This window comes from Acetobacter estunensis, assembly GCF_019083805.1.
Classification (GTDB): domain Bacteria; phylum Pseudomonadota; class Alphaproteobacteria; order Acetobacterales; family Acetobacteraceae; genus Acetobacter; species Acetobacter estunensis_A.
On sequence record NZ_JAHRDV010000007.1, the window covers coordinates 83,483 to 108,006 of the forward strand.

Annotated in this window: 22 protein-coding genes; 9 read left to right on the forward strand and 13 right to left on the reverse strand. The window is 60.5% G+C overall.

Annotated features, from left to right (window positions below):
- Positions 1-2: 2 nt before the first annotated feature.
- The 4 genes from KUA11_RS10605 to KUA11_RS10620 all read right to left on the reverse strand — a co-directional run bounded on the left by KUA11_RS10605 (position 3) and on the right by KUA11_RS10620 (position 4,882).
- Positions 3-1,460, reverse strand: a complete 1,458-nt coding sequence (locus KUA11_RS10605) for a S41 family peptidase (RefSeq protein WP_217410264.1) — start codon at positions 1,458-1,460, stop codon at positions 3-5.
- Between the two features lie 185 nt (positions 1,461-1,645).
- Positions 1,646-2,998 carry a murein hydrolase activator EnvC family protein gene (locus tag KUA11_RS10610; protein ID WP_217410265.1) on the reverse strand — a complete coding sequence of 451 codons (1,353 nt, stop codon included), beginning with the start codon at positions 2,996-2,998 and terminating at the stop codon, positions 1,646-1,648.
- A 52-nt stretch (positions 2,999-3,050) separates the two neighbouring features.
- Positions 3,051-4,586, reverse strand: a complete 1,536-nt coding sequence (gene gpmI / locus KUA11_RS10615) for a 2,3-bisphosphoglycerate-independent phosphoglycerate mutase (RefSeq protein ID WP_254454849.1) — start codon at positions 4,584-4,586, stop codon at positions 3,051-3,053.
- 98 nt (positions 4,587-4,684) lie between these two features.
- Positions 4,685-4,882: a hypothetical protein gene (locus tag KUA11_RS10620; RefSeq protein ID WP_217410266.1), complete on the reverse strand. Its 198-nt coding sequence runs from the start codon at positions 4,880-4,882 to the stop codon at positions 4,685-4,687.
- 188 nt (positions 4,883-5,070) lie between these two features.
- On the opposite strand from KUA11_RS10620, the gene msrB reads away from it, so the two are divergent.
- Positions 5,071-5,478, forward strand: coding sequence for a peptide-methionine (R)-S-oxide reductase MsrB (msrB, locus tag KUA11_RS10625; RefSeq protein ID WP_217410267.1), 408 nt, complete (start codon positions 5,071-5,073; stop codon positions 5,476-5,478).
- Positions 5,479-5,506: 28 nt separating this feature from the next.
- Positions 5,507-6,154 carry a uracil phosphoribosyltransferase gene (gene upp, locus KUA11_RS10630; RefSeq protein WP_217410268.1) on the forward strand — a complete coding sequence of 216 codons (648 nt, stop codon included), beginning with the start codon at positions 5,507-5,509 and terminating at the stop codon, positions 6,152-6,154.
- Between the two features lie 40 nt (positions 6,155-6,194).
- On the opposite strand, the gene KUA11_RS10635 is transcribed toward upp, so the two are convergent.
- The 9 genes from KUA11_RS10635 to carA form a co-directional block, all read right to left on the reverse strand.
- Positions 6,195-6,608, reverse strand: a complete 414-nt coding sequence (locus KUA11_RS10635; RefSeq protein WP_217410269.1) for a flagellar biosynthesis regulator FlaF — start codon at positions 6,606-6,608, stop codon at positions 6,195-6,197.
- On the reverse strand, positions 6,605-8,332 hold the full coding sequence (locus KUA11_RS10640; protein WP_217410270.1) for a tetratricopeptide repeat protein: 1,728 nt from the start codon (positions 8,330-8,332) through the stop codon (positions 6,605-6,607). The genes KUA11_RS10635 and KUA11_RS10640 overlap by 4 nt, the downstream gene beginning before the upstream one ends.
- Before the next feature lie 54 nt (positions 8,333-8,386).
- On the reverse strand, positions 8,387-9,376 hold the full coding sequence (locus KUA11_RS10645) for a flagellin (protein WP_217410271.1): 990 nt from the start codon (positions 9,374-9,376) through the stop codon (positions 8,387-8,389).
- Between the two features lie 73 nt (positions 9,377-9,449).
- Positions 9,450-9,881, reverse strand: coding sequence for a flagellar biosynthesis repressor FlbT (locus KUA11_RS10650; RefSeq protein WP_217410272.1), 432 nt, complete (start codon positions 9,879-9,881; stop codon positions 9,450-9,452).
- Positions 9,882-9,985: 104 nt separating this feature from the next.
- Positions 9,986-11,182, reverse strand: coding sequence for a threonine ammonia-lyase (locus KUA11_RS10655; protein ID WP_217410273.1), 1,197 nt, complete (start codon positions 11,180-11,182; stop codon positions 9,986-9,988).
- Between the two features lie 10 nt (positions 11,183-11,192).
- Positions 11,193-11,666, reverse strand: coding sequence for a transcription elongation factor GreA (gene greA, locus KUA11_RS10660; protein ID WP_166315198.1), 474 nt, complete (start codon positions 11,664-11,666; stop codon positions 11,193-11,195).
- Positions 11,667-11,786: 120 nt separating this feature from the next.
- Complete coding sequence (gene carB / locus KUA11_RS10665; RefSeq protein WP_217410274.1) at positions 11,787-15,041, reverse strand: carbamoyl-phosphate synthase large subunit; 3,255 nt, start codon at positions 15,039-15,041, stop codon at positions 11,787-11,789.
- A 2-nt stretch (positions 15,042-15,043) separates the two neighbouring features.
- Entirely contained in the window at positions 15,044-16,249 is a 1,206-nt protein-coding gene (locus KUA11_RS10670) for an ATP-binding protein (protein ID WP_217410275.1), read from the reverse strand.
- A 10-nt stretch (positions 16,250-16,259) separates the two neighbouring features.
- A complete protein-coding gene (gene carA / locus KUA11_RS10675; protein WP_217410276.1) occupies positions 16,260-17,678 on the reverse strand; it encodes a glutamine-hydrolyzing carbamoyl-phosphate synthase small subunit in 1,419 nt (472 codons plus the stop codon).
- A gap of 129 nt (positions 17,679-17,807) precedes the next feature.
- Here carA and KUA11_RS10680 point away from each other — a divergent pair, with 129 nt between their 5' ends.
- From KUA11_RS10680 to rplI, 7 genes are all read left to right on the forward strand, one after another.
- Positions 17,808-18,281, forward strand: a complete 474-nt coding sequence (locus KUA11_RS10680; RefSeq protein ID WP_217410277.1) for a GatB/YqeY domain-containing protein — start codon at positions 17,808-17,810, stop codon at positions 18,279-18,281.
- 15 nt (positions 18,282-18,296) lie between these two features.
- The gene (gene dnaG, locus KUA11_RS10685) at positions 18,297-20,153 is read left to right on the forward strand and encodes a DNA primase (protein ID WP_217410278.1); all 1,857 of its coding nucleotides are present in this window, start codon (positions 18,297-18,299) and stop codon (positions 20,151-20,153) included.
- A gap of 147 nt (positions 20,154-20,300) precedes the next feature.
- The gene (gene rpoD / locus KUA11_RS10690; RefSeq protein ID WP_217410279.1) at positions 20,301-22,307 is read left to right on the forward strand and encodes an RNA polymerase sigma factor RpoD; all 2,007 of its coding nucleotides are present in this window, start codon (positions 20,301-20,303) and stop codon (positions 22,305-22,307) included.
- Positions 22,308-22,311: 4 nt separating this feature from the next.
- Positions 22,312-22,869, forward strand: a complete 558-nt coding sequence (locus KUA11_RS10695) for a GNAT family N-acetyltransferase (protein WP_217410280.1) — start codon at positions 22,312-22,314, stop codon at positions 22,867-22,869.
- A gap of 160 nt (positions 22,870-23,029) precedes the next feature.
- Positions 23,030-23,524, forward strand: coding sequence for a 30S ribosomal protein S6 (gene rpsF, locus KUA11_RS10700; protein WP_166315222.1), 495 nt, complete (start codon positions 23,030-23,032; stop codon positions 23,522-23,524).
- A gap of 5 nt (positions 23,525-23,529) precedes the next feature.
- The gene (rpsR, locus tag KUA11_RS10705; protein ID WP_166315225.1) at positions 23,530-23,805 is read left to right on the forward strand and encodes a 30S ribosomal protein S18; all 276 of its coding nucleotides are present in this window, start codon (positions 23,530-23,532) and stop codon (positions 23,803-23,805) included.
- 14 nt (positions 23,806-23,819) lie between these two features.
- Positions 23,820-24,416 (forward strand): 50S ribosomal protein L9, encoded by a 597-nt coding sequence (rplI, locus tag KUA11_RS10710; protein WP_217410281.1) that lies wholly within the window; start codon positions 23,820-23,822, stop codon positions 24,414-24,416.
- The last annotated feature ends 108 nt before the right edge of the window (positions 24,417-24,524 follow it).

The following is a 24,524-nucleotide window of genomic DNA, read 5'->3' on the forward strand; positions in this document are numbered from 1 at the left end:
CGTTAATGGGAGGCCTCGTTCTTGGCAGGAGTGGTGGTGGGAGCCGGCGGCAGGGAGGCGACCGGGTCCGGCGCGGGAACTCCGGCCATGCTGCGCACAAGGCGCAGACCTTCCTGAAGCTGGAAGTCGGTTGCCGGCTTGGTGATGTCGAAGGTCGGCCAGTTTGCGGGCGGCTCATGCGGGATGGAGGCCGAGAGCGCGGGCAGGTCGTTGCGTGCAGGCGGCTTGGTCTGGTTGCCCCCCTGATTCTTCAGGATATGGGACAGATCCGCCTCGCGAATGCTGAAGACTGGATCTTCACGGCTTTCCTTGACCACGATGTCCGGTGCAATGCCCAGTCCCTGAATGGAACGGCCGGAGGGTGTGTAATACCGTGCCGTCGTCAGGCGGACGGCGCCGTTCCCCGGAATGGGCATGATGGTCTGCACCGAGCCCTTGCCGAAGCTTTTGGTGCCGATCAGTACGGCACGGTGATGGTCCTGCAACGCGCCGGACACAATTTCACTGGCGGACGCTGAGCCACCGTTGATGAGCACCACAATGGGCAGACCGTCCGTGGCGTCGGTGCCCTTGGCGTCCCAGCGCTGGCTGTCCTTGGGGTGACGCGCCCGCGTGGAGACGATTTCACCGCTGGGAATGAAGAAGGACGAGACGTCGATGGCCTGTGTCAGCAGGCCACCCGGATCGTTACGCAGATCGAGAACCAGCCCGCCGGTCAGCTTGCCGCCTGCCTTGTGCTTGAGTTCGGCATAGGCCTTGCGCAGTTCTTCGGCCGTGTCCTCAGTGAACTGTGGAATCCGGATGTAACCGGTCTTGTCGTACAGTTCGGCCTTCACGGCTTCGATACGGATGATTTCGCGTGTCAACGTGACGATGATCGGCTTGGTCGTCTTGGCGCGAATGATCGTCAGAGTGATCTTAGTGTCGGGCTTGCCGCGCATCTTCTCGACGGCGTCATTGAGCGGGCTGCCGTCGATATTGTGCCCGTCGATGGCCACGATGTAGTCGCCGGGCTTGATGCCGGCCTTCCACGCGGGTGTGCCGTCAATGGGAGAGACGACGCGCACATGCCCGTCCTCACCCTGCACTTCCAGCCCCAGACCGCCGAACTTGCCGGAGGTCTGCACCTGCATGTCCGCATACTGCTTCTCGGTCATGTAGGAACTGTGCGGATCGAGGCCGCTGAGCATGCCGTTCAGCGCATTGGTGATGAGTTCGCGGTCCGAGACCGGTTCCACATAGTTGGCGCGGACCAGATCGAAGATACTGCCGAAGAGTGTCAGCAGGCGATAGGTTTCGGCGTGGTTGCCGCTGTCCTGTGCGGGAGTGGAGGGGGCCGCCTCGGCATGGGCGGCGGGGATGAGGACGCCAGTGGCGCCAACTGTCGAGACAACCCCCGGGGCCGCCATGATTCCCGACAGGAAAGCGGCTCCGAACAGCAGGGCGTTGCGAAACGTCATTGTAAGCGGTCTCCTCCGCCGGCCTCGCAGCAAGCCAGCCGTCCTTCTTTCAGCTCGAATCGTTCCGGTCAGACCGCATGATCGGGTCAAGGTCTTACCAAATCGGATACGAGGTTCTTAGCGGCAATCGCGCCGGTGGAAAACCGTTGCCGATCCATCAATTCGCAACCGGCCTGTCGGGAGGGTTACAGAGAGGTCGATGGATCGACGGGTTTGGTGCCGCGGCGGAGCTGCACGAGCAGGGTGGGAGAGCCACTCGCGGGCATCGCTCCCACCGCAGCACCGCGTGCCAGCGATTGTCCTGTCGCGACGTTGAGTGATCCTAGACCGCCGAGCACGAAGCGATAGCCACGTCCACAATTGAGAATCAGCATCTGCCCGTAGCTGCGGAAAGGAGAGGCGAATTCCACCGAACCCGAGCACGGAGAGCGCACGCTTGCGCCGGCAGCAGTGGCATAGGTGTTGCCGGAGGCCGGGCCAGCCTCCGTCCGCTCGCCCCATCCGCTGAGAAGTCGTCCAGCGACGATGGCATTGCTGCTTTGGCGGCCAGATGAATGGACGGGCGAGAGAGAGGCGGCGGGGGTGGACATGGACCGGACGCGCGCGGCGGCGGCTGCCGCTTCGCGCTTCCGGCGCTCGCGCTCAGCCTGTTCCGCTTCTCGCTGGAGTTGGGCCAGCGCGGCGGATTCTGTCGCCACGATATGCGCGAGTTCGGCCTGAAGTTCCCGGTTGCGACGGGCTTCTTCCGCTGAACGGGACGCGGCTTCTCTTGCTGCGGCATTTGAGCGCAGTTGCGCCGCCCGCGCTGCATCGGCCTGCCGCGTCAGAGCGTCCTTCTGCGTGGTCTGGCGGCTCTCGAGTGCTTCGAGATCGTGCTGCTGCTCCGCAAGGGTGCTGTTGAGTTGGGTAAGTTGCGCTTGATGTGTCCGCAGGGTTTCGGCACGGTTTTCGATGGTGGTGGAAAGACCGCGAAGGACCAGCAGGCCACGGATCGTGTCATCAGCCGGCAGGGGTTGGGTCAGCAAGGTATCGACGGGATACAGCGAGAGACGCTGAGCTAATGGGAGCACCGGCGCCAGTGCCTGTGCATCGGCATGAAGTTCACTTTCCACCAGCCGCCGCTCTTCCTGAAGATCGGACATGCGCGATGTAAGATCCTGCATTTTCTCTTCTGTGTCCTGCAACTGCCCGGCTGCCGTCACAGTCGCGGCCGAAAGGCGGGTGGCTCGGACGCGGTCCTGACTGGCCTGTGCGCTGGCCTGGGCATCGCTCTGCCGCGCATTGGCCAGACGCAGCGCTTCCTGCTGTTGTTGCTGGCGCAGCGCGATTTCACGGGTGCGGGCCGCCTCAAGCGCTGCACGGGAGGCTGAGGATGGCGTGGGGGACGGATGACGACTTGCGCCATGCCTATGGTGCACAGCGGCCTGCCCCGGATGCCCTGACAAGACGAGGACAAACAGCAGCAGGCTGGAGTGCGCGAGCAAGACCCGCGCCGCTGCCGATGATCTGACAACGGCGCGGCCGGAGAGACGATTCATCACGCGCGCAGGTTCTCGCGACGTGAAGAGACTGACAAGCCGGAAAGTTGTTTCAGTGTTCGATCAGGGATGTTCCGGTCATGGCCTTGGGCTGGGGAAGACCCATCAATTCGAGCAGGGTCGGAGCCAGATCCGCCAGACGCCCGTGACGCAGCTTTACGGTCTTCGCACCCACCAGAACGCAGGGCACCTCATTGAGTGTGTGGGCCGTGTGGGGCGCGCCGGTGTCGGGATCTTTCATGGTCTCGCAGTTGCCGTGATCCGCCGTGGCGATGAGAGCGCCTTCTTGGCGTTCGACGGCTTCAACCAGACGCCCAAGTCCAGTGTCCACCGTTTCCACCGCCTTGATTGCGGCGGACAGAATGCCGGTGTGCCCTACCATGTCCGGGTTGGCGTAGTTCAGGACGATCAGGTCGTATTTCCCGCTGTCGATGGCTTCCACTGCGCGGTCCGTTAGTTCCGGAGCCGACATTTCAGGCTGGAGATCGTACGTCGCGACCTTAGGGGAGGGGACAAGGATACGATCCTCACCCTCGAATTGCGTTTCGCGACCGCCGTTGAGAAAGTAAGTGACGTGCGGATATTTTTCCGTCTCGGCCATGCGGAGCTGCTTTTTGCCGGCTTCCGCCACAACATCGCCAAGCAGATCGCCCAGTTCCTGCGGCGGAAACAGCACGGTGATGAGTTCCGCCAGCGCGTCGCTGTAGCGTGTCATGCCGACCGTGGCGCGAAACTGCTTCACGGTCTTGCGGGTAAAGCCTGAGAAGTTCGGATCGATCAATGCTGTGAGAAGTTCACGGATGCGATCGGCGCGGAAATTGAAGGACAGAATACCATCCCCGTCTTTCGCCCCTGCAAAACCATCGATTACGGTCGGGATCACGAATTCGTCCGACACATCTTCGCTGTAGGCCTGTTCCAGAACCGCCAGAGGTGAAGCAGCGCGCGGGCCTTCAGCGGCTGTGATGACGTCGTACACCTTTGAGACCCGCTCCCAGCGGTTGTCGCGGTCCATGGCGTAATAGCGTCCTGAGACCGTGGCGATCTGCACTTCCGGCGGCAGTTCGTCCATGAGGCGCCGCAGATACTCCATGCCGGAGCGAGGCGGTGTGTCGCGCCCATCGGTGAAAATATGCAGAGCGACCGGAACACCGGCCGCCGTCAGAATCCGCGCAAGAGCTACGGCGTGGTCCTGATGGGCATGGACACCGCCCGGAGAGATCAGTCCCATGAGATGGACTGTGCCGCCGGAGGCTTTCATGGTGTCGATGAACGTCCCCAGCACGGGGCTGACGGCAAGACTGCCGTCACGGATGGCACGACCGATGCGCGGCAGTTCCTGCATGACGACGCGACCCGCGCCGATATTGAGATGCCCGACCTCGGAATTGCCCATCTGACCTTCGGGAAGGCCCACATCCTCGCCGCTCGTATCGAGAAACGTGTGCGGGACTGTGGCCCAGAGCCGATCGAAGGTAGGCGTAGCCGCAAGACGCACGGCGTTGTCGGAGTCATCCTCACGCCAGCCGAAACCGTCGAGAATGACGAGCATGACGGGGCGTGGGGCGGTGTTTTCGGAAACGGGCATGGGGCGGACCTTTTTTATGGTTCTTATTGGGACTGAATATGACACTCCCGGTCCGCCCTTCCAACCCGCCACGCGGCATCATGTCGCGTGGCAGGAACTCACTCCACCTCGTCGTCCTTGCCGTCGGAGGCTGGTGGATGAACGCAGTCATTCGCGCCCGTGACTTGACCGGAACCCGGTGGGTCACTGGCGGGAAAGCTGTCCTCGCTGTTTTCGTCCACGACATGCTCCTGTCCTTTGGTAGATGAGGAGACGCCGCAGGTGGGGGGCTGCTTCTGTGGTGTGTCTTCGGACATGGTGTCCTCCCTTGAAGCTTGAGGAGCCTGTCCCTTCAACGCCGGTACCTCTCTCCCGTTCACAGCAATGGGAAGGGGTGAGATCACAAGGGTGTGACAGACGTGCGTTGCCATGCTCCTGCGGCACGGTGCGTTATGGAGCAAGGTGAGTTTCTGCCTCCATTATCCGGTTTGAAAGGAACACTGTCATGACCGACACATCACGTCCGGCTCCCGTATGCGGGACGCTCACACCCGAGCAGGCCTACATCCTGCGTGAGCATGGAACCGAACGCCCGGGATCAAGCCCGCTCAATTTCGAGAAGCGGGAAGGGATCTATCGTTGCGCCGCCTGTGGCACCCCGCTGTTCTCGTCCGCAACGAAATATGAGAGCGGCAGCGGGTGGCCTTCTTTTTTCGCGCCTCTGCCCGATGCGGTGGAAACCACCACCGATACTTCGCATGGAATGGTGCGCACGGAAGTCCATTGCGCGAAATGCAATGGGCATCTTGGGCATGAGTTTCCCGACGGGCCGGAGCCGACTGGTCTGCGCTATTGCATGAATGGGTTGGTGCTGGACTTTCAGCCGACAGATGCCGACAACGCGGCATCCTGATGCACAGCTTTACCTATCTGGAGACTGTATGACCGCCTTCGTTCTGCCTTCGTCCGTGACCGTCGTCGATCACCCGCTGGTGCGGCACAAAATGGGACTGCTCCGCGATGTCCGTACGCCCACGGCGTTGTTCCGTCTGCTGGCGCGGGAACTCAGCCTGCTGCTGACCTATGAAGCGACGCGCAATCTGGCGCTTGAAACGGTGAAGATCGACACACCGCTGGAGCCGATGCAGGCTGAGCGTTTGTCGGGAAAAAAGCTGTGCTTTGTCTCAATTCTGCGCGCGGGGAATGGGATTCTCGATGGAATGCTGGATCTCGTACCGTCCGCGCGTGTGGGGCATGTAGGGTTGTTCCGTGATCCGCAGACACTTCGGCCTGTCGAGTATTACCTCAAACTGCCGGACGATCTGGCGAACCGGGATTGCATCGTAGTGGACCCGATGCTGGCCACGGGGCACAGCGCGGTGGCGGCCATCGACAGCGTGAAGAAGGCGGGAGCGAAGAACATCGTGTTCGTCTGCCTGCTGGCCGCGCCGGAGGGCGTGGAATGTCTCACGCAGGCACATCCAGACGTGAAAGTCGTCACTTGTGCAGTGGATCGCGGGCTGGACGATCATGGATATATCCGGCCCGGTCTGGGAGATGCAGGGGATCGGTTATTTGGTACGAAATGAGAAGAACCTGTCAGTGCGAAATCTGACAGGTTTGGTACAATCAGGCTGATGTTAGCTTGAATGATGAAGAGGCTACGGAAGGAAAAGTGGGTGTTTCGAGCCCCTCAGTTGGAGGTGTTTCTCTCAGTCCATCCAATATATCACTATTGATGCTGATGAGGGGTTTCAGGCTGATGTCATGGAGCATAGCCCGCACGCAATAACGCGTTGCCCAAACGGCAAGTTTAAGTAAGTCGTTGCGCAAAATATCCGACATGCCATTATTTTCAATGGCGACTTCACGCAGGACCGCAGACCATAGTTTTTGATTCATTGACAAAGCATGGATGCGCGCTTTGTGGTCTTTGGCATTTTTCAGTAGTTCAATGGCTTGTCCAAAAGCCATAATCTCGACCTGGCGTGCTGTCATACTTTTAGCTACGCCACGGTTGTAACGCTGGATACCGTAATTCATGCCTGAACCTGCGTTGTGGAAAGCGAGTTATCCGATGATAAGAGAGAAGAGTTGCTGATCTGTTTATGCAGTTCTTCTGCCACTACACCAATGGCATGATCCAGCGGTCCAGGTGTGGAACGAAAGATGCGCATCGTGGGGTACCATGGTGAGTCTTCGCGTTTTTCCATCCAACGCCAGTCGCAATCACTACGTGTAATCATCCACACTGGTTTGCCAATGGCTCCAGCAAGGTGAGCAACAGATGTGTCAACACTGATGACAAGATCCAGATTGGCAATAAGAGCGGCAGTGTCTTCCATGTCGCTAACATGCTTCATTGGATCATGAATGGTGCAGCCTTCCCATGTTGCAAGCTCTTCTCGACTTTTGCCGAACTGCAGATTTATGAAATCAATGCCTTCTAGTTGTAAAATCGGTGCAAAGCTTTTCAGTGTTGCCGAACGGTTGCGGTAGTGCAGTCCAAAGCGGGGACGGGCTTCTCCTGCCCATACAATGCCAACACGTATAGCGCCCGTATTTGGAATGAACTGAGCCATTCGTTCAATATGTTCTCGGCATGGGTAAAGATAAGGCACGCGCGCAGGGATATTGTTTCCCAGTTGGTCATCAAGTGCCAGAGGAAGAGATGGAAAGGGGCAACTCACATCGTATTTTATATTGTTGGTGCCATGTTCTACGATCGTTACATGAGGACTGACAGATTGGCCAAGGCGCATGAGGGGAGGAGGTAATGCAAGGACGATATGTGCTCCTGTTTTTTCAACAAAAGGCACGTAGCGTAGGAACATCAACGTATCCCCAAGGCCTTGTTCATGTGTAATGAGAAGTGTTTTACCCGAAATGGAGGATTTTCCCCGCCATGGATGGCGTTCAGGGGGACGAAATTCCTCAGGCATATATTCCGCGTATTTCCATCCTTCTCGGTATTTTCCATCCTTGAGTAAAGATAGGGCATAATTAAAATGAGAGTTGTAATTTTTAGGAAAGTTTCTAAAGAATTCTTCGAAAATAGGTTGAGCTTCCCTGGAACGATTCAGTGCAGTTAAAGCATTTCCGTATTCGTTTAACAGACAAGGGCGTAAGGCGGGTTTAGCCTTAATTGTAGCTTCTACAATATCGACGCAAGCCTGAAACGCACCAATATTCATCAATGAACAGCAAAGGGGAAGGCTATAGACGAGATTGTCGCTTGAGCGACTAATCAAATCCCCGTAAATCGTGCAGCCTGTCGTTATGTCGCCAGCCTTGATGAGTTCCATGGCTAAGAGGGCACAAAACAGATCTGAGCAAGGATATTTATTGTAACGCCACTTCATGGCAGCGGCGACAATTTTGGACGCTTTTGAACGAATCAGCGCGTCGCTAATCTTCAGCGATAAAGCGTCATCATGGGCATGTAAGGAAAAAAGAGCGAGGAGTTTCTCGAGCGCATCAATTTCATTTTGTCTAGCTTCAAGGCGACATTGAAGCCAGATAATTTGCCATTCAAGATTGTCGGACTGAAGCTCAAGAGCTCGCTGATAGGCGCTACAAGCGTCTCTGACGGCTCCACTTTTATGAAGCGCCATCCCTAATAGAGCATAACCTTCTGCCCATTTGGGAGTCTGTGTCAGTATCGGGCCTAGTTCAGTGATTATTTTCTGAAAATTTGATTCTTGAACTGCTTTTTTTAGGGTTTTTTCTAATTTTTTTTGGAATTTTTTGTTGTTTGATGTGATCATTGCAAATCCAAAATTCAATAAAAAACGGGGAGCCGAAGCCCCCCGTTAGTATCCTTACCGGAAAAGGGAAAGGATATTGGAAGACGAAGATTTTGCTACGCTGAGTGAGGAAATCGCAAGCTGCTGCTTTGTCTGCAGCGACGTGAGTTTCGCGCTTTCGGCAGCCATATCTGCGTCTGTGAGGGCTCCAACGCTGGCTGTCAGCGAGTCCGACAGATTCGACGAATAGGTCGTCATTGCCGTAATCGTCTGTGTGTTCGAACCAAGTGTCGAAGACACTTTGTTCATTGCCGTGATGGCGTTCTGAACCATCGACACCATATCGGAAATGGTGTTGTCATTGAGAGTTCCGGAACTCGTGACAAAGACGTTGGTCGCATTCAACTGACCAGCCGTTGAGCCGGAAGACAGCCCCAGTGCATCCGTCAAGGTGGCGGTGCCGGTGCTGGCCGCCATTGAACCGACAGAGACGATAGAGCTGAGGGCTCCTGATGAACCTGTGACAGCGTTCTGAATCGTCGTGGTCGAGCCCTGAAGACCAGTCAGGTAAGTCAAGGATGCTGATGTTACTGCGCCCGCTGTGGCGCCTGCAGTGCCCTGGTTGGCCGTATTGGCGTCATCGGCACTGGTGAGCAGGTTGACACCATTCACCGTTGCATTGCGTGCTTCGGTGTTGATGGTATCGAGATAACCGTTGATTTCATCACCGATTTTGGCCAGGGACGACGGGTCACCCGTGTTGGAGCCGAGGCTCGTCACAGCGCTCTGCAGGGACTGCAGCGTGCTCAGGATGCCGGAGACAGCGGTTGATGTCGTGGAGACGACTTCACCTGCATAAGAAAGGCCGTCGCTAACTGCTGACAGACCCTGAATGTTGCCATTCATGGACTGGGCAATCGTGTAAGAAGCCGGATTGTCGGCGGCCGTCGAGACCTTCAGGCCCGTCGAAACAGCGTTCTGCGTGTCGTTGAGTTCGTTGGTCGTCTGGTTCAGTGACTCAAGAGCCACCATTGCGCCAACGTTGGTGTTGATCGAAAGAGACATTGGATTTTCTCCATAAAAGGTCACTGCATTTTTCGCAGTGACCCCATGAAAGGCTGAAAATCCTAATTCGAAGTTAAGCCTTCTGAGATTCGTCCTTAAAAATGGACGATCCAGTGTGTTGCAGTACGGCGTCTTCATGCCGGACAATACGCCGGGCGAATTTGAGAGCCTTGTAATAATTGCCTTCCGACGAGGCTTTTAAGGCATCACCCAAAAGCAGTCGCGCGGAAGGTGACGTTGTCTCCTGCATGAACGTCGCGATATGCAGACTCGCTTCCGCCAGTGCAGTGACACGCTCTTCCGGCGTGCCAACATAAGCCGTCTGGAGTGCGTAATAGATCAGTCGCGCCGGAGTCGTGGCTTCATCGGGCGGCATGATCTGGCGACCGAAGAGGAAGTTCGCCCGGTTGGTCAGCCGGATCTGTGCGGGTGTGAGGAAATGAATCCCCGCGCCATTGATAATCATCCGGTCGTCGGCTTCGAGTCGGATTCCCAGTCCCGCCATTTTCGGTCTCCTGTCGGCGTGTTTCGCTACGACGGGACTATCGGCAGGGAAGATTTACAGAGCGTTACCGACTCGGGCAGGGCGACAACCTTGCAACGCTTCGTTCAGGCGCGGCGCACCACGTAGTGCTCGCGCAGGGCCTCGGTGATCTGCTCGGCGTGCTGCGGATCGCGTGCCTCGATCATCACTTCCAGTTCGGCTGCTTGCACGGAAGGGGCCGCGAACAGACGTTGATGCGAGACCTCGATGATATTGCCGCCCGCCTCACCGATGATGCGTGAGATGTCAGCCAGAACGCCCGGACGGTCCGGGATTTCCATGACAAGCCGCAGCAGTCGTCCGTCACGCAGCATGGCGCGCAGCAGCGTGTTGGCGAGGATGCGCGTATCGATGTTGCCTCCCGAAACCGGCAGTCCGACGCGCTTGCCCTTGAACTGGGAGGAATGGCTCATAACGGCGGCGAGTCCCGCAGCCCCCGCGCCCTCCGCCACCTGTTTTGCGCCTTCAGACATCAGTGTGATGGCGTTTTCGACTTCACGTTCTGAGACCACCAGCACCTGCGACACAAGCTGTTTGATCACTTCATACGGGCGGCGGCCGATCTGCATGACGGCGATGCCTTCCGCGATGGTCGCTCCACCCGGAGGCATGATTTCGGGGCCGGGGAACTCGGCCAACGAGGAAAAGCTTTCCACCTGCACGCCGATCAGTTCCACCTCGGGGCGCATGGCGCGGGCGGCGACGGCACAGCCCGACAGCAGACCCCCACCACCGATGGGGACGACTAGAGCGTCCAGCGGACCAGCGTCTTCCAGCATTTCCAGCGCGCAGGTGCCTTGGCCCGCCATGACGGCGTCGTCGTCATAAGGTGGAATGAAAACACGCCCCTCGCGCTGTTGCAGATCGCGGGCGAAGAGGGAGGCTTCGGTGAAATTGTTGCCTTCCAGCACGACGCGCGCGCCCCAGCTTGCGGTGCGCGTCACTTTGCTGGCGGGGGTGAAGCGTGGCATCACGATCACGGCGTCGATGCCAAGCAGGCTGGCGTGACGCGCAACACCCTGCGCGTGATTGCCCGCCGAGACGGCAATCACGCCGCGCTCACGTTCTTCCGGCGTCAGCAGCGCGAGACGGTTGGCCGCTCCACGCTCCTTGAAAGATCCCACGGCCTGGAGATTTTCCAGCTTGAGCGTGATGTCCGCGCCGGTCGCCAGAGAAAGCGAGTGGGAGGAGATGGTGGGCGTGCGGAGCACGCGCCCCCGTATCCGCAGGGCTGCGGCCGTGATGTCCTCGAACGTGATCACGTATCGGCTTTCAGGAATAGATGACGGAGACGATCTCGTAGGTGCGGTCACCGCCCGGCGCGGGCACGGAGACGGAATCGCCCAGCGATTTGCCGATCAGCGCCTTGGCGAGTGGGGAGGAAATGGAGAGCAGACCCTGCTTGATGTCGGCCTCGTGCATGCCGACGATCTGATAGGAGGACTCTTTCTCCGTTTCTTCGTCGATCAGTTTGACGCGCGCGCCGAATTTCACCTGATCGCCCGACAGCGTGGAGGGGTCGATCACCTCGGCGGTGGAGATGATTTCTTCCAGTTCCTGCAGGCGTCCCTCGATGAAGGACTGACGTTCGCGCGCGGCGTGATATTCCGCGTTTTCCGAAAGATCCCCGTGTTCGCGGGCTTCGGCAATGGCGCGGATGACGGCGGGGCGTTCGTCGCTTTTGAGGCGGCGGAGCTCCTCCTCAAGGCGTTGCAGGCCAGCGGCGGTCATCGGAGTCTTCTGCAAGGTGGCAATCCTCGGTACCGGAAACACGGAAAAGAGGCCGAAGAGCGTATGCTCTCCGGCCATGGGACGTCATGGCCTCACCGAGACCGGCACCTGCCGGAGAGCAGGCGCCGTCTGACGTCAGAACGATCCACTAAAGTATGACTGAAGCGGCGCGACATCAAGCGGACCTTCCCGCATGGCCGCGATGGCGTGGGTCGCGGCGCGCGCGCCCGCCATGGTCGTGTAGTGCGGAACGCCCATATTCAGGGCCGAGCGACGGATGTCGTAGCTGTCACGGACGGCCTGCGCGCCCTGTGCGGTGTTGATGACCATCTGCACTTCGCCCGAGCGGATCGCATCCACGCAGTGAGGCCGGCCTTCCAGCACCTTGTTGACCACCTTTACTTCAATTCCCGCCGCGCGCAGGCAGGCGGCCGTGCCGCGTGTGGCGAGAATGGTGAAGCCCATGTCGGCCAACTGGCGGCCCAGACGCGGAAGCTGCGCCTTGTCGCTTTCGCGCACCGAGAGGAATACCGTGCCCGAGAGCGGCAGCTTCACACCCGCGCCAAGCTGGGACTTGGCGAACGCCCGCTCGAAAGAGGTGTCCAGTCCCATGACTTCGCCCGTGGAGCGCATCTCCGGGCCGAGGATCGTGTCCACGTCCTGAAAGCGGTGGAACGGGAACACGGCTTCCTTGACCGCGACATGCGGCACGACCGCGCGGTCATCGAGAGGGAAGTCCGTCAGTTTCGCGCCCGCCATCACCCGCGCACCGATTTTGGCGACCGGCACACCAGTGGCCTTGGCGACGAACGGCACGGTGCGGGATGCGCGAGGGTTCACCTCCAGCACGAAGATGTCCTGTCCCTTGATGGCGTACTGCACGTTCATCAGACCGACGATGCCAAGCTCGCGGGCCATGGCTTCGGTCTGTTCCTTCAGCTCCGTCACGATGGCGGGCGAGAGGGTGTAGGGCGGAAGGGCGCAGGCGCTGTCGCCGGAGTGAATACCCGCTTCCTCGATGTGCTCCATGACGCCCGCGACATAGACGTTCTCGCCATCGGCGATGCAGTCCACGTCGGCCTCAATGGCGTCGTTCAGGTAATGGTCGATCAGCACAGGGCCAGATGCGACCTCGACTCCGGCAAGCTGGAGGGCGACCTTCATGTAGCGCTGGAGGCTGGGGCGGTCGTACACGATCTCCATGGCGCGGCCACCCAGAACGTAGGACGGACGCACGACGACGGGATAGCCGATCTTCTCGGCGATATCCTCGGCTTCCTGAAGGTTGCGGGCGATGCCGTTGTCGGGCTGACGCAGACCGAGCTTGCGGAGAAGCGCCTGAAAGCGCTCGCGGTCCTCGGCGCGGTCGATGGCGTCGGCCGGGGTGCCCAGCAGCGGGATTCCGGCAGCTTCCAGCGCGTGGGACAGTTTGAGGGGGGTCTGGCCGCCATACTGCACGATGCAGCCGAGCACTTCGCCCTTTTCCTGTTCGCGCCGGATGAGAGCGATCACGTCTTCGGCCGTCAGCGGCTCGAAGTAGAGACGGTCGGAGGTGTCGTAGTCGGTGGAGACGGTTTCGGGGTTGCAGTTGACCATGATGGTCTCAAGACCGGCTTCGCGCAGGGCGTAGGCGGCATGGACGCAGCAATAGTCGAACTCGATGCCCTGACCGATACGGTTCGGGCCACCGCCGAGAATGATGACCTTTTTCTTCGCTGTCGGATCGGCCTCACATACTGGCTGGCCGAACATGCCTTCATAGGTGGAGTACATGTAAGGTGTGGCGGAGGCGAACTCACCCGCACAGGTGTCGATGCGCTTGTAAACCGGCTTCACGCCCGCAGCCTCACGCAGTGCGACCACTTCGGTGGCCTGCGTGCCGGACAGCCGGGCAAGCTGCACATCCGAGAACCCCATCGCCTTGAGGCGGCGCAGACCCTGCGCGTCTTCGGGCAGCCCGTGATCCAGCACGTCCTGCTCGGCTTTGACGATCTTTTCCAGTTCGCGCAGGAACCACGGCTCGAAACGGCAGGCTTCCGCTATATCTTCCACAGACAGGCCCGCACGCAGGGCTTGGGCGGCCATGAGGATGCGCTCGGGGCGCGGTTGGGAAAGAGCCGCGCGGAAAGCATCCACGCCGCCATCGCCGGGCGCTTCCACCGGATCGAGGCCTGCAAGACCTGTCTCCATGGAGCGCAGACCCTTCTGGAGCGCTTCGGGGAAGGAACGGCCAATGGCCATGGCCTCACCCACCGATTTCATGGAGGTGGAGAGCAGGGCCGGAGTGCCGGGGAACTTCTCGAAGGTGAAACGGGGAATCTTCACCACGACATAGTCGATCGTCGGCTCGAAGGAGGCGGGCGTGGAGCCGGTGATGTCGTTGGTCAGCTCATCGAGCGTGTATCCCACGGCCAGCTTGGCGGCGATCTTGGCGATGGGGAAACCGGTAGCCTTGGAGGCCAGCGCGGACGAACGCGAGACGCGCGGGTTCATCTCGATGACGACCATCCGGCCGTCTTTCGGGTTGACGCCGAACTGCACGTTCGAGCCGCCTGTCTCTACGCCGATGGCGCGCAGGCACGCGATCGAGGCGTCGCGCATCCGCTGATATTCCTTGTCGGTCAGCGTCAGCGCTGGGGCGACGGTGATGGAGTCACCTGTATGCACGCCCATCGGGTCGATGTTTTCGATGGAACAGACGATGATGCAGTTATCCGCCTTGTCGCGGACTACTTCCATCTCGAACTCTTTCCAGCCGAGGACGGATTCCTCAACCAGCACCTCGGTCGTGGGGGAGGCGTCCAGGCCGCCCGTGACGATCTGATCGAACTCTTCCTTGTTGTAGGCGATGCCGCCGCCCGCGCCGCCCATGGTGAAAGAGGGACGGATGATGGCGGGCAGGCCCACATTCTTGAGCGCGCTACGAGCTTCTTCCAGCGAGTGGGCGATATAGCTCTTGGGGCTTTCGATGCCGATGGCGTCCATCGCCTCACGGAATTTCTGGCGGTCTTCGGCACGGTCGATCACGTCCGCCTTCGCACCGATCAGTTCCACGCCGTGCTTTTCAAGAAAGCCCGAGGCGTCCAGCGCCATGGCGGCGTTGAGCGCGGTCTGGCCGCCCATGGTGGGCAGCACGGCGTCGGGCTTTTCCTTGAGAATGATCCGCTCGACGAATTCGGGCGTGATCGGCTCGATATAGGTTGCGTCAGCAAGGCCCGGATCGGTCATGATCGTGGCCGGGTTGGAGTTGAGCAGGATGACTCGATACCCCTCCTCACGCAGCGCCTTGCAGGCCTGTGCGCCGGAGTAATCGAACTCGCACGCCTGGCCGATGACGATCGGACCGGCGCCGATGATGAGGATGGAGCGGATGTCTGTCCGTTTGGGCATGATCAGTCCTCTGTCTCGGCCGGGTCGGAACCCAGGGCGCGGATGCGGTGAAGATAGTTTTCGAAAAGCGGAACGGTGAAGGCGGTCACGCCGTGTGACGGGCTGTAGACCATGCCCTTGCGCACGAGCGCGTTGCGGATGGGCGCGACCGTCTGTGTGCGGGCGTCCATCTGAGCCGCGATTTCGCGGGAGCGGTGCGCACCGGGGCCGAGATCGGCCATGGCAAGGCAGTATTCCCGCTCGCGTGGGGTGAGGCGTTCATAGCGCATGCGAAAGAAGCCACCGTCGAGCGAAGTGAGCGACACTTCGGTCGCCACGCTGATGTCTCCCACGAGAATGCGGTCGCCATGCGCCACATTCCATGCGTGATAGGCCCATTCCTGAAGGAAATAGGGGTAGCCCTGCGTGATGCGGATCACTTCGTCCACGGCATCCGACGTGAAATCCACGCCTTCGCGCTCGGCGGGGGTGTGCAGCGCGTCGCGGCACTCTTCGGCTGTCAGTGGACCGATGGCCGGGAACTCGAACAGCCGCTCGGCATAGGACTTCGTCTGCCCCACCAGTGTAATGACATGCGGCAGACCGGCTCCGGCCAGCACCACGGGCAGGCCTTCGCGCATGACGCGGTGCATGGCCATGATGAGCGCGCCAAGATCCTTTTCCGGCAGGTTCTGGATCTCGTCGATAAAGAGCGCGACACCGGTATGCCGTGACTGCGCGGCATGGCCGAGAGCCGCGATCATGTCGGGCAGATCAATCTCGAGATCACCCGTGTCGGCCGTTCCGCGTTCGGGCTCCACATCCAGTTCGATGACGAAGCCCAGCGGATGATGGATGCGCAGGCCGCTGGCGAAGCTCTTGAGCACCCGCAGGCCACGCTTGACCTGCACGGTCACGGCACCGAGTCGATCCAGTTCCAGCATCATCCGGCGCAGATGTGGCACAAGCTGCGTACCGAGCGGCTTGTCTTCCTGCGCTTCAATGAAACAGGTCAGGAAGCCTGCGCTGCGCGCAAGCCGCTCGACGCGGCCGAGGATGACGGTTTTCCCCACGCCCCGCAGTCCGGTCGCGATAAAGCTGCGCGCGCTCTTGCCGCTGAGCGCGCGCTGCAAGGCGATTCCGGCCTGCGTGAACAGCTCCTGCCGTCCCGCCAGCTCCGGAGGCGAGGCCCCGGCGCCGGGTACATAGGGATTGCGAACGGGGTCCATGAGGGAGGACTCAGGCCGCCTTCGCGTGCTGGTCGATCAGGGCGACGAACCGCTCGAACAGGTAGAAGCTGTCGGACGGACCGGGGCTGGCTTCGGGGTGATACTGCACGGAAAACGCCGGCAGCGTGTCGGAAGCGATGCCTTCGTTCGAGCCGTCGAACAGGCTTACATGCGTGACGCGCACATCGTTGGGCAGGGAGTGGGCGTCTACCGCGAAACCGTGGTTCTGGCTGGTGATTTCCACGCGCCCGCTGGCGATGTCCTTCACCGGCTGGTTCGCGCCACGATGGCCGCGCTCCAGCTTGTAGGTTTTTGCGCCCAGCGTGAGAGCCAGAAGCTGGTGGCCAAGGCAGATACCGAACACAGGCACGCCAGCGTCCAGCACACCACGGATGGCGGGCACGGCGTAGCTGGCCGTGGCTGCCGGATCACCGGGACCGTTGGAGAGGAACACGCCTTCCGGCTTGAGGGCGAGGATTTCGTCGGCTGAAGTCGTGGCGGGCACGACGGTTACGTCACAGCCTGCTGTGGCGAGGCAGCGCAGGATGTTGCGCTTGGCACCATAGTCCACGGCCACCACGCGACGGCGCTTGGCGGGCAGGGGTTTCGTGGTGGACGGCCATTCCCACACGCCTTCCGCCCATGTGTAGGGCTTGGCGCAGGTGACGGTCTTGGCGAGGTCCATGCCTTCCAGACCGGGCCATACCGCAACGGTTTTGCGGGTTGCGGGAAGGTCGATCTTGCCATTGATGACCGGAACGATCATTGCGGTCTGTGCGCCGTGATCGCGAATGCGCAGCGTCAGCGCGCGGGTGTCCACGCCGCAGATTCCCGGAACGCCACGTTCCTTGAGCCATGCGTCGAGACTCTCGGTCGCACGCCAGTTAGCGGGTGCTGTGAGATCCTGCTTGACTACGAGGCCTCGTGCGGCGGGTTTGGTCGCCTCATCATCCTGCGCATTCGTGCCCACATTGCCGATATGGGGGAACGTGAAGGTGATGATCTGGCCCGCGAATGACGGGTCCGTCAGTGTTTCCTGATATCCGGTCATGCCGGTGGAGAAACAGATTTCACCCAGACTTTCGCCATTCGCGGGGGCGCCGAAGCCAATGCCCCACAGGACGGTGCCATCGGCCAGAACGAGAGCCGCCGTGGCGTTCTCCGGGACTTCGGTGGAGGCTGTACCACTCTGTTCGGACATGGTCGGTTTCCGCGTCTGGGGGTCGGAGGTTGGGGAGGAAGAGGCTTCCGAATGCAGATCATCGAGCGACAATCCGGCGGCCCGCGCCACAACGGGCCAGTGCTTGGGCGGGATCGCCCGCGCCTGACGCCATTTGCGCACGGCCTCGGTACCGACGCCGGTAAGGGTGGCGATCTTTTCGGGACCGCCGACACGTTCGATGATATCGTCCACGCTCAACAGAGGCATTGCGCTTCCTCCTCTGGTGCGGTTTCTATCAGGCCGCATAGCGCGTGGGAAGAAAATTCCCACACGAAATTGCGGTCAGGGGTTGGGAAATTTCTTCCCGACCCGCCGCCCGAATACTGGAGATGTCCCATGACCGAGTCCACCAGCCTGCGCGCCCGCGTGATGGATGAGACGAAGACCGCGATGAAAGCGGGTCAGAAGGAGCGCGTGGCCGTTCTCCGCATGATCGGCGCTAAGATCAAGGACGCGGACATTGCCGGACGCGCGCAGGGCAAGGAAGGCTTGTCGGAAGACGAAATCGTGTCCGCGCTGCGTGGCATGGTGAAGTCCCGTCAGGACTCGGTGCGCCTCTACCGTGAAGGCGGCCGTGACGAACTGGCGGCCAAGGAAGAGAGTGAGATCGCTGTCATTCGCGAGTTCCTGCCCCCCGAAATGGATGAGGCGGCACTGGAAGCTGCCGTGAAGGCGGCTATTGCCGAAGCCGGTGCGGCCAGCATGAAGGATATGGGCAAGGTCATGGGGGCGCTGAAAGCGAAGTTCGGTGCCAATCTCGATCTTGGTCGCGCCAATGGGTTGGTGAAGGCCGCGCTTTCCGCTGGCTGAGGGTGGCACTGATATATGGCGCTTGATTCCGCCTTTCTTGACGAGCTTCGCGCCCGGACGCCGATCGTTCCTCTGATCGGTCGGCGCGTGAAGCTCGCGCGCTCAGGGCGGAACTGGAAGGGGTGCTGCCCCTTCCATGGCGAGAAGACACCATCTTTTTATGTATATGACGATCATTTCCATTGCTTCGGCTGCGGGGCGCATGGCGATGCCATCTCCTTCGTCATGCAAAGCGAAGGAAAAGGTTTTCCCGAGGCGGTGGAAGAATTGGCCTCGGCGGCCGGGTTGGAGGTGCCCAAGCCCGATCCGCGTGCGCGTGAGCAGGCAGCGCGGGCCCGGTCTCTGGGAGATGTGCTGGAGGCGGCCCAGCGTGTGTTTGCTCGCGATCTGTACGAGGCGGGTGGCCGCGCAGGGCTGGATTACCTGCGGCGTCGTGGACTGACGGACGCAACAATCGCGTCGTTCGGACTTGGCTGGGCGAGCGAGCGGCGGGGCTATCTGACGGAGACGCTGAAAGAGCAGGCGATTACGCCCGAGATGATGGCGGAAGCCGGTCTCATGCGAGTCGATGAGAACGGACGCGCCAAGGGTGAACTGTTCTGGGGGCGCGTGACGTTTCCCATCCATGACCGACGGGGCGAACTGGTGTCCTTCGGTGGCCGGACGTTGGGGGATGGTCAGCCTAAATACCTCAACGGTCCCGAGACGGCGTTGTTTTCCAAGCGGAGGCTGCTGTTCGGTTTCGACCGCGCGCGCGCGGCGTTGCGGGCGGTGCGCCCGAAGAATGCGCCGCCCGTGGAACCGGTGGTGGTCGAAGGCTACATGGACGTGATCGCGCTGCATCAGGCAGGCTTTGTGGGGGCGGTGGCGCCGCTCGGCACGGCGCTGACGCCCGAGCAGATGGAAATGCTGTGGCAGGTCACGCCCGCGCCCATCCTGTGTCTCGATGGCGATGCGGCGGGACGCCGGGCGGCAGTGAGGGCGGCCGAGACGGCTTTGCCGCTGCTTTCGGCGGAACGCGGGTTGCGCCTGTGTCTTCTGCCCGAAGGAGAAGATCCGGACAGCCTGCTGCGGGGCAAGGGGCGCGATGCCATGGCGGATGTGCTGGTGGGCGCGAAGCCGCTGGCGGACATCCTGTTCGATCTGTTGTCGGAAGGAGTGCCCGCGTCGCCCACTCCTGAGCAACGGGCGACGTTGCGGCATCGGTTGGTGGAGGCTGCGGGAAAGATTCCCGACAAGGCGCTGGCGGGTGAATATCGCTCCACGCTTCTGGATCGGTTTTTCAAGACGTATCGTTCAGGTGGGCGTCCGGCTGGCGGTCGTCGCCGGGAGAATGGAAAGACGTTTGTTCCTGCGGTTGATGTCGATCTGGGAACGCGCGCGGAGTGTCCTTTCGATGGACGACGCGCCGGATTGCAGAAGCTGGCGGATATTGTGATGCGATTTCCAGCGATTGCATCGAGAGTTGGGGACGCGTGGTGCCGACTTGATCTGCCGCCGGATCTGTCGGAGTTGCGCGAAGCCATCCTTTCCTTTGCGGAGGAGGCGGATGATACGCCTGAGAGCGATCTTGCAGCGCGTCTGATGGCGCGTCTGACGGAGGAAGGATTGCGCGAGCGCGCCGAGGTCGTGCTTCGGGAGGCCTGCAACACGCGCCCTCGTGGAGATGAGGCCGTTTTCGGGGATGAAGCCCCCGAGGCGCAGTGGTGGCATTTCTATGCGGGCGTTAACCGCGACGGGTTCGAAGCCGACATCGCACGAGATACGGAAATCTGGGTTGCGCAGGGGATGGACCCGCAGGCATGGGACAGATTGAAATCCCGGATCGAGGCATTGCATGCCTTGCGCAGCATGGATGTCGGCTCCATCTGAAGGAAGTATGGCGAGGAACTGCAGCAGCGTTCAGGTCTTGACTTCCGGGACAGGATCGACCACCTCGACGCTGCCTTATTCTTTTGCTGCAGATGAGCCGTTCTGCCTTCCGTTCCCTGGAAGGCGGACAGGGGGGATTTTACGGGAATGGCGACAAAGACGGCTGCCGGGACTGCTGCGACCTCAGGTGACCAGGACGGTGACAATACGCTCCTCGATACCCGGTCTGGCGCCGTCAAACGCCTGATCGCGAAGGGGCGCGAGCGTGGTCATATCACGTTTGACGAACTGAACGCGGTCCTTCCGCAGGATCAGATGTCCTCCGAGCAGATCGAGGACGTGATGGCCATCCTTTCGGAGATGGGTATTCAGGTCGTTGAAGGTGAGGATAACGAGGACACGGAAACTCCGGCCGCCAAGTCGTCTTCCTCTTCCTCCTCGTCTTCCGAGGACGAAGAGGAAGACGAGGAGGAAGAGGAAGAAGCTGAGCCAGCCGAGGCCGGCGCCAGCGCTTCCGGCAATGTCAGCGAAAATCTGGGGCGTACGGACGATCCTGTGCGCATGTACCTCCGTGAGATGGGTTCGGTGGAACTGCTCTCGCGTGAGGGCGAGATCGCCATCGCCAAGCGGATCGAGGCCGGTCGCAACGAGATGATCGGGGGGCTGTGCGAAAGCCCACTGACCTTCCGCGCCATCATTTCGTGGCATGAGCGTCTGAAGGTCGGCGACATGCTTTTGCGCGATATCGTCGATCTAGAGGCAATGCAGGCCGAGCAGAATGGCCCCGAGGTTGTCGCTGAGGGAGAAGAGGGCGAAGAGGCAGCCGAGGAGTCCGATGAGGATGAGGCAGAGGACGCGGACGCCGCTGAGGGCGAAGGTCCGGGTCTTTCCCTGTCTGCGCTCGAAGAAAAGCTCAAGCCTGACATTCTGGCACAGTTCGATGAGATCGAGCCTCTCTATGAGAAGCTGCAGAAGATGCAGGACAAGCGTCTTGAGGCGTTGGTCACGGGCGGAGAGACAACCGACAAGACCGAGAAGGCTTATCAGAAGCTCCGGCTGGAACTGGTGGCCAAGGTTGAGCAGGTTCATCTGCATAACAACCGCATCGAGGAACTGGTCATGCAGCTCAAGGAGCTGTTTCGAAACCTCAACGCGCTTGAAGGACGGATGCTGCGTCTGGCCGAGAGCTGCAAGATCTCGCGTGACGATTTCCTGCTGAAGTATCGCGGCCATGAACTTGAGCCGGCATGGATGGAGATGGTTGCCACGCTGCCGGGCAAGGGCTGGAAAAACCTGCTCGCCAAGCATGCCGAGACCATGCAGGATCTGCGTAATCAGGTTGCCGAACTGGCACAGGATACGGGTCTGGCGGTTGGCGAGTTCCGGCGTGTCTATGCCACCGTCGGGCGTGGTGAGCGTGATTCCGCGCGTGCCAAGAAAGAGATGATCGAGGCCAATCTGCGTCTCGTGATCTCCATTGCCAAGAAATACACCAACCGTGGTCTCCAGTTCCTCGACCTGATTCAGGAAGGCAACATCGGTCTGATGAAGGCCGTGGACAAGTTTGAATATCGCCGCGGTTACAAGTTCTCGACCTACGCCACATGGTGGATCCGGCAGGCGATCACGCGCTCGATTGCCGATCAGGCGCGCACTATCCGTATTCCAGTGCATATGATCGAGACGATCAACAAGCTCGTGCGCACATCACGCCAGATGCTGCATGAAATTGGGCGTGAACCAGCGCCGGAAGAGTTGGCCGAGAAGCTGGGCATGCCGCTTGAAAAAGTGCGCAAGGTTCTCAAGATCGCCAAAGAACCGATTTCGCTGGAAACGCCGATCGGTGATGAGGAAGACAGTCACCTTGGTGACTTCATTGAGGACAAGACGGCCATCATTCCGCTGGATGCCGCAATCCAGACCAATCTGCGCGAAGCGACGACCCGCGTCTTGGCTTCGCTCACCCCGCGTGAAGAGCGTGTGCTGCGTATGCGTTTTGGCATCGGCATGAACACCGACCACACGTTGGAAGAAGTCGGGCAGCAGTTCAACGTGACGCGTGAGCGTATTCGCCAGATCGAAGCGAAGGCGTTGCGCAAGCTCAAGCACCCGAGCCGTAGCCGCAAGCTGCGTTCCTTCCTCGACGATAACTGATCCAATGGAGCCGACAACGCGGATCGTGGTGGATGTCACCTTTCTCGACATGCACCATCCGCCGCGGAGGCCGGTTCCCGTTCTGCCCGAAGGGTGGTGGATCGAGCAGCAGTTCGATCTCTCGGTCGCGGAGTATCGCGCGATCCATGGGCGGGTAGGGCATGACTACTGCTGGTGGATGCGGCAGGTGCGATCGGATACGGATCTGGCCCACATTCTGGCCGATCCCTGCCGCTCGATCTTTCTGCTCAAGGAACGCGATGAGCCCCGCGGCTTCTTCGAGTTGGAAATCAAGGCGCCCCGCACGGTCAATCTGGCCTATTTCGGCCTGTTCCCCGAGAATATCGGACGCGGCATCGGGCGCGCTTTCCTGCATGCCGTGGTCGCTTTGGCCTGGTCGGCTGAGCCCCGTCGGCTGACGGTCAACACCTGTACGGCAGATCATCCGCGCGCGCTGCCGAATTATCTCGCCGCCGGTTTCCGCATCATTGGCGTAGTGCGGGAAGAGTGGAACATCCCCGACCGGCTTGGAATGCCCATCCCGGAACGCCTGCGGGCCTGAGAAAAACCTTGTCTTGCGGGTGCATTCATGCTTGATGCGCCATCTTCCCTGCTGGCGGCGTGGCATCGCTGCCGGCTATACCCGAGGCGTGTGTCCCTGCGGATGACGCCATGTTGCGGAACGGTTCGCAACGGACGGGTTGAACAATCCGGAGGGCTGAATGCCACTGTACGAAACCGTGCTGATTGCACGTAACGATATCAACCAGCAGCAGGTCGAGGCTATCGCCGACATGATCCGCAGCCAGCTTGAAGCTGACGGCGGCTCGGTGAAGAAGCAGGAATACTGGGGTCTGCGCTCGCTCGCTTACCGCATCAAGAAGAACCGCAAGGGGCATTATCTGCTTCTCGGTCTCGATGCGAAGCCCGAGACGATGCGTGAGGTCGAGCGTCTGCTCAGTCTGAACGAAGACGTGCTGCGTGTTCTCAACCTGCGCGTGGAAGAGATCGACGAGAATCCGTCGCCGGTTCTGACCCGCAAGGATGAGCGCGGTGAGCGCGGCTTCCGTGGTCCGAAGCCGTCGGGTCGCTTTGACAGCGGTCGCTCCTCGCGTCGTGGTCCTGAGGATCGTGACCGTGAGGAATATCGCGCCCGTGAAGAGCGTGAGAACAAGGCGCAGGCGGCTCAGGCCGACGCCCCGGCTGCTGCGGAGTAAGAGATATGTCCGACACGAACCAGGTCAATCCGGGCGAGCGCCGTACAGCTGTTGGTGCCCGCCGCCCGTTCTATCGTCGTCGCAAGTCGTGCCCGTTCTCGGGTCCGAACGCGCCGAAGATCGATTACAAGGACGTTCGTCTGCTCAGCCGCTTCCTGTCCGAGCGCGGCAAGATCGTCCCCAGCCGTATCACCGCAGTGTCTGCAAAGAAGCAGCGTGAGCTGGCTCAGGCCATCAAGCGCGCCCGCTTCCTTGCCCTGCTGCCCTACGTCGTGGGCTGAGGAGAGAAGCGATCATGGCTGCTACAGAAGTCATCCTGCTCCAGCGGGTCGAGCATCTCGGCCAGATGGGCGAACTCGTGAAGGTAAAGCCGGGCTATGCCCGTAATTTCCTTCTGCCGCAGGGCAAGGCCATCCGTGCGAACGCCGCCAACCGCGCGCGTTTCGATCAGGAGCGCGCTCAGCTTGAGGCCCAGAACATCAAGCGTCGCGAAGAGGCCGAGCGTCTCTCCGAGCGCATGGAAGGCCTGTCGGTCATCCTGATCCGTCAGGCTGGCGACAGCGGCAACCTGTATGGTTCGGTCTCCACCCGTGACATCGCTCAGGCGACGACCGAAGCGGGCCTGACCATCACCCGTAATCAGGTGTTCCTGCCGCACCCGATCAAGACGCTGGGCCTGTACGACGTGCGCGTCGCACTGCACCCGGAAGTCTCCATTCTGGTGCGCGTCAATGTCGCTCGCTCGAACGAAGAAGCGGAGCGTCAGGCACGTGGTGAAGTCATCGGTCTCGATGACGAAGAGGAAGAAGAAGCCGAGCCGACAATTGCCGAAGTGACCGGCGAGATTGTCGAGACGGCTGAGCCTGCGGAAGGTGAAGAGCCCGTCGCCTGACGGTTTCTCCTCCTTTTCCAAAAGGACAGACAAAAAGGCCCGGGCGGTGTTCGCTCGGGCCTTTTTGCGTTGTAGCGGCTGGACTTATTCTGAAGATCGCTGTTGCGG

What these genes read in the sequence shown, in the direction of transcription:
- KUA11_RS10635 (WP_217410269.1), bottom strand. Translation starts at nt 6,608, where the DNA reads ATGAATTACGGTATCCAGCGTTACAACCGTGGCGTAGCTAAAAGTATG.
- dnaG (WP_217410278.1), top strand. Translation starts at nt 18,297, where the DNA reads ATGGCGCTTGATTCCGCCTTTCTTGACGAGCTTCGCGCCCGGACGCCG.
- KUA11_RS10620 (WP_217410266.1), bottom strand. Translation starts at nt 4,882, where the DNA reads ATGTCCGAAGACACACCACAGAAGCAGCCCCCCACCTGCGGCGTCTCC.
- msrB (WP_217410267.1), top strand. Translation starts at nt 5,071, where the DNA reads ATGACCGACACATCACGTCCGGCTCCCGTATGCGGGACGCTCACACCC.
- KUA11_RS10640 (WP_217410270.1), bottom strand. Translation starts at nt 8,332, where the DNA reads ATGATCACATCAAACAACAAAAAATTCCAAAAAAAATTAGAAAAAACC.
- rpsR (WP_166315225.1), top strand. Translation starts at nt 23,530, where the DNA reads ATGTCCGACACGAACCAGGTCAATCCGGGCGAGCGCCGTACAGCTGTT.
- upp (WP_217410268.1), top strand. Translation starts at nt 5,507, where the DNA reads ATGACCGCCTTCGTTCTGCCTTCGTCCGTGACCGTCGTCGATCACCCG.
- KUA11_RS10605 (WP_217410264.1), bottom strand. Translation starts at nt 1,460, where the DNA reads ATGACGTTTCGCAACGCCCTGCTGTTCGGAGCCGCTTTCCTGTCGGGA.
- carA (WP_217410276.1), bottom strand. Translation starts at nt 17,678, where the DNA reads ATGCCTCTGTTGAGCGTGGACGATATCATCGAACGTGTCGGCGGTCCC.
- KUA11_RS10695 (WP_217410280.1), top strand. Translation starts at nt 22,312, where the DNA reads ATGGAGCCGACAACGCGGATCGTGGTGGATGTCACCTTTCTCGACATG.
- gpmI (WP_254454849.1), bottom strand. Translation starts at nt 4,586, where the DNA reads ATGCCCGTTTCCGAAAACACCGCCCCACGCCCCGTCATGCTCGTCATT.
- rpoD (WP_217410279.1), top strand. Translation starts at nt 20,301, where the DNA reads ATGGCGACAAAGACGGCTGCCGGGACTGCTGCGACCTCAGGTGACCAG.
- KUA11_RS10670 (WP_217410275.1), bottom strand. Translation starts at nt 16,249, where the DNA reads ATGGACCCCGTTCGCAATCCCTATGTACCCGGCGCCGGGGCCTCGCCT.
- carB (WP_217410274.1), bottom strand. Translation starts at nt 15,041, where the DNA reads ATGCCCAAACGGACAGACATCCGCTCCATCCTCATCATCGGCGCCGGT.
- KUA11_RS10610 (WP_217410265.1), bottom strand. Translation starts at nt 2,998, where the DNA reads ATGAATCGTCTCTCCGGCCGCGCCGTTGTCAGATCATCGGCAGCGGCG.
- KUA11_RS10680 (WP_217410277.1), top strand. Translation starts at nt 17,808, where the DNA reads ATGACCGAGTCCACCAGCCTGCGCGCCCGCGTGATGGATGAGACGAAG.
- rpsF (WP_166315222.1), top strand. Translation starts at nt 23,030, where the DNA reads ATGCCACTGTACGAAACCGTGCTGATTGCACGTAACGATATCAACCAG.
- rplI (WP_217410281.1), top strand. Translation starts at nt 23,820, where the DNA reads ATGGCTGCTACAGAAGTCATCCTGCTCCAGCGGGTCGAGCATCTCGGC.
- KUA11_RS10650 (WP_217410272.1), bottom strand. Translation starts at nt 9,881, where the DNA reads ATGGCGGGACTGGGAATCCGACTCGAAGCCGACGACCGGATGATTATC.
- KUA11_RS10645 (WP_217410271.1), bottom strand. Translation starts at nt 9,376, where the DNA reads ATGTCTCTTTCGATCAACACCAACGTTGGCGCAATGGTGGCTCTTGAG.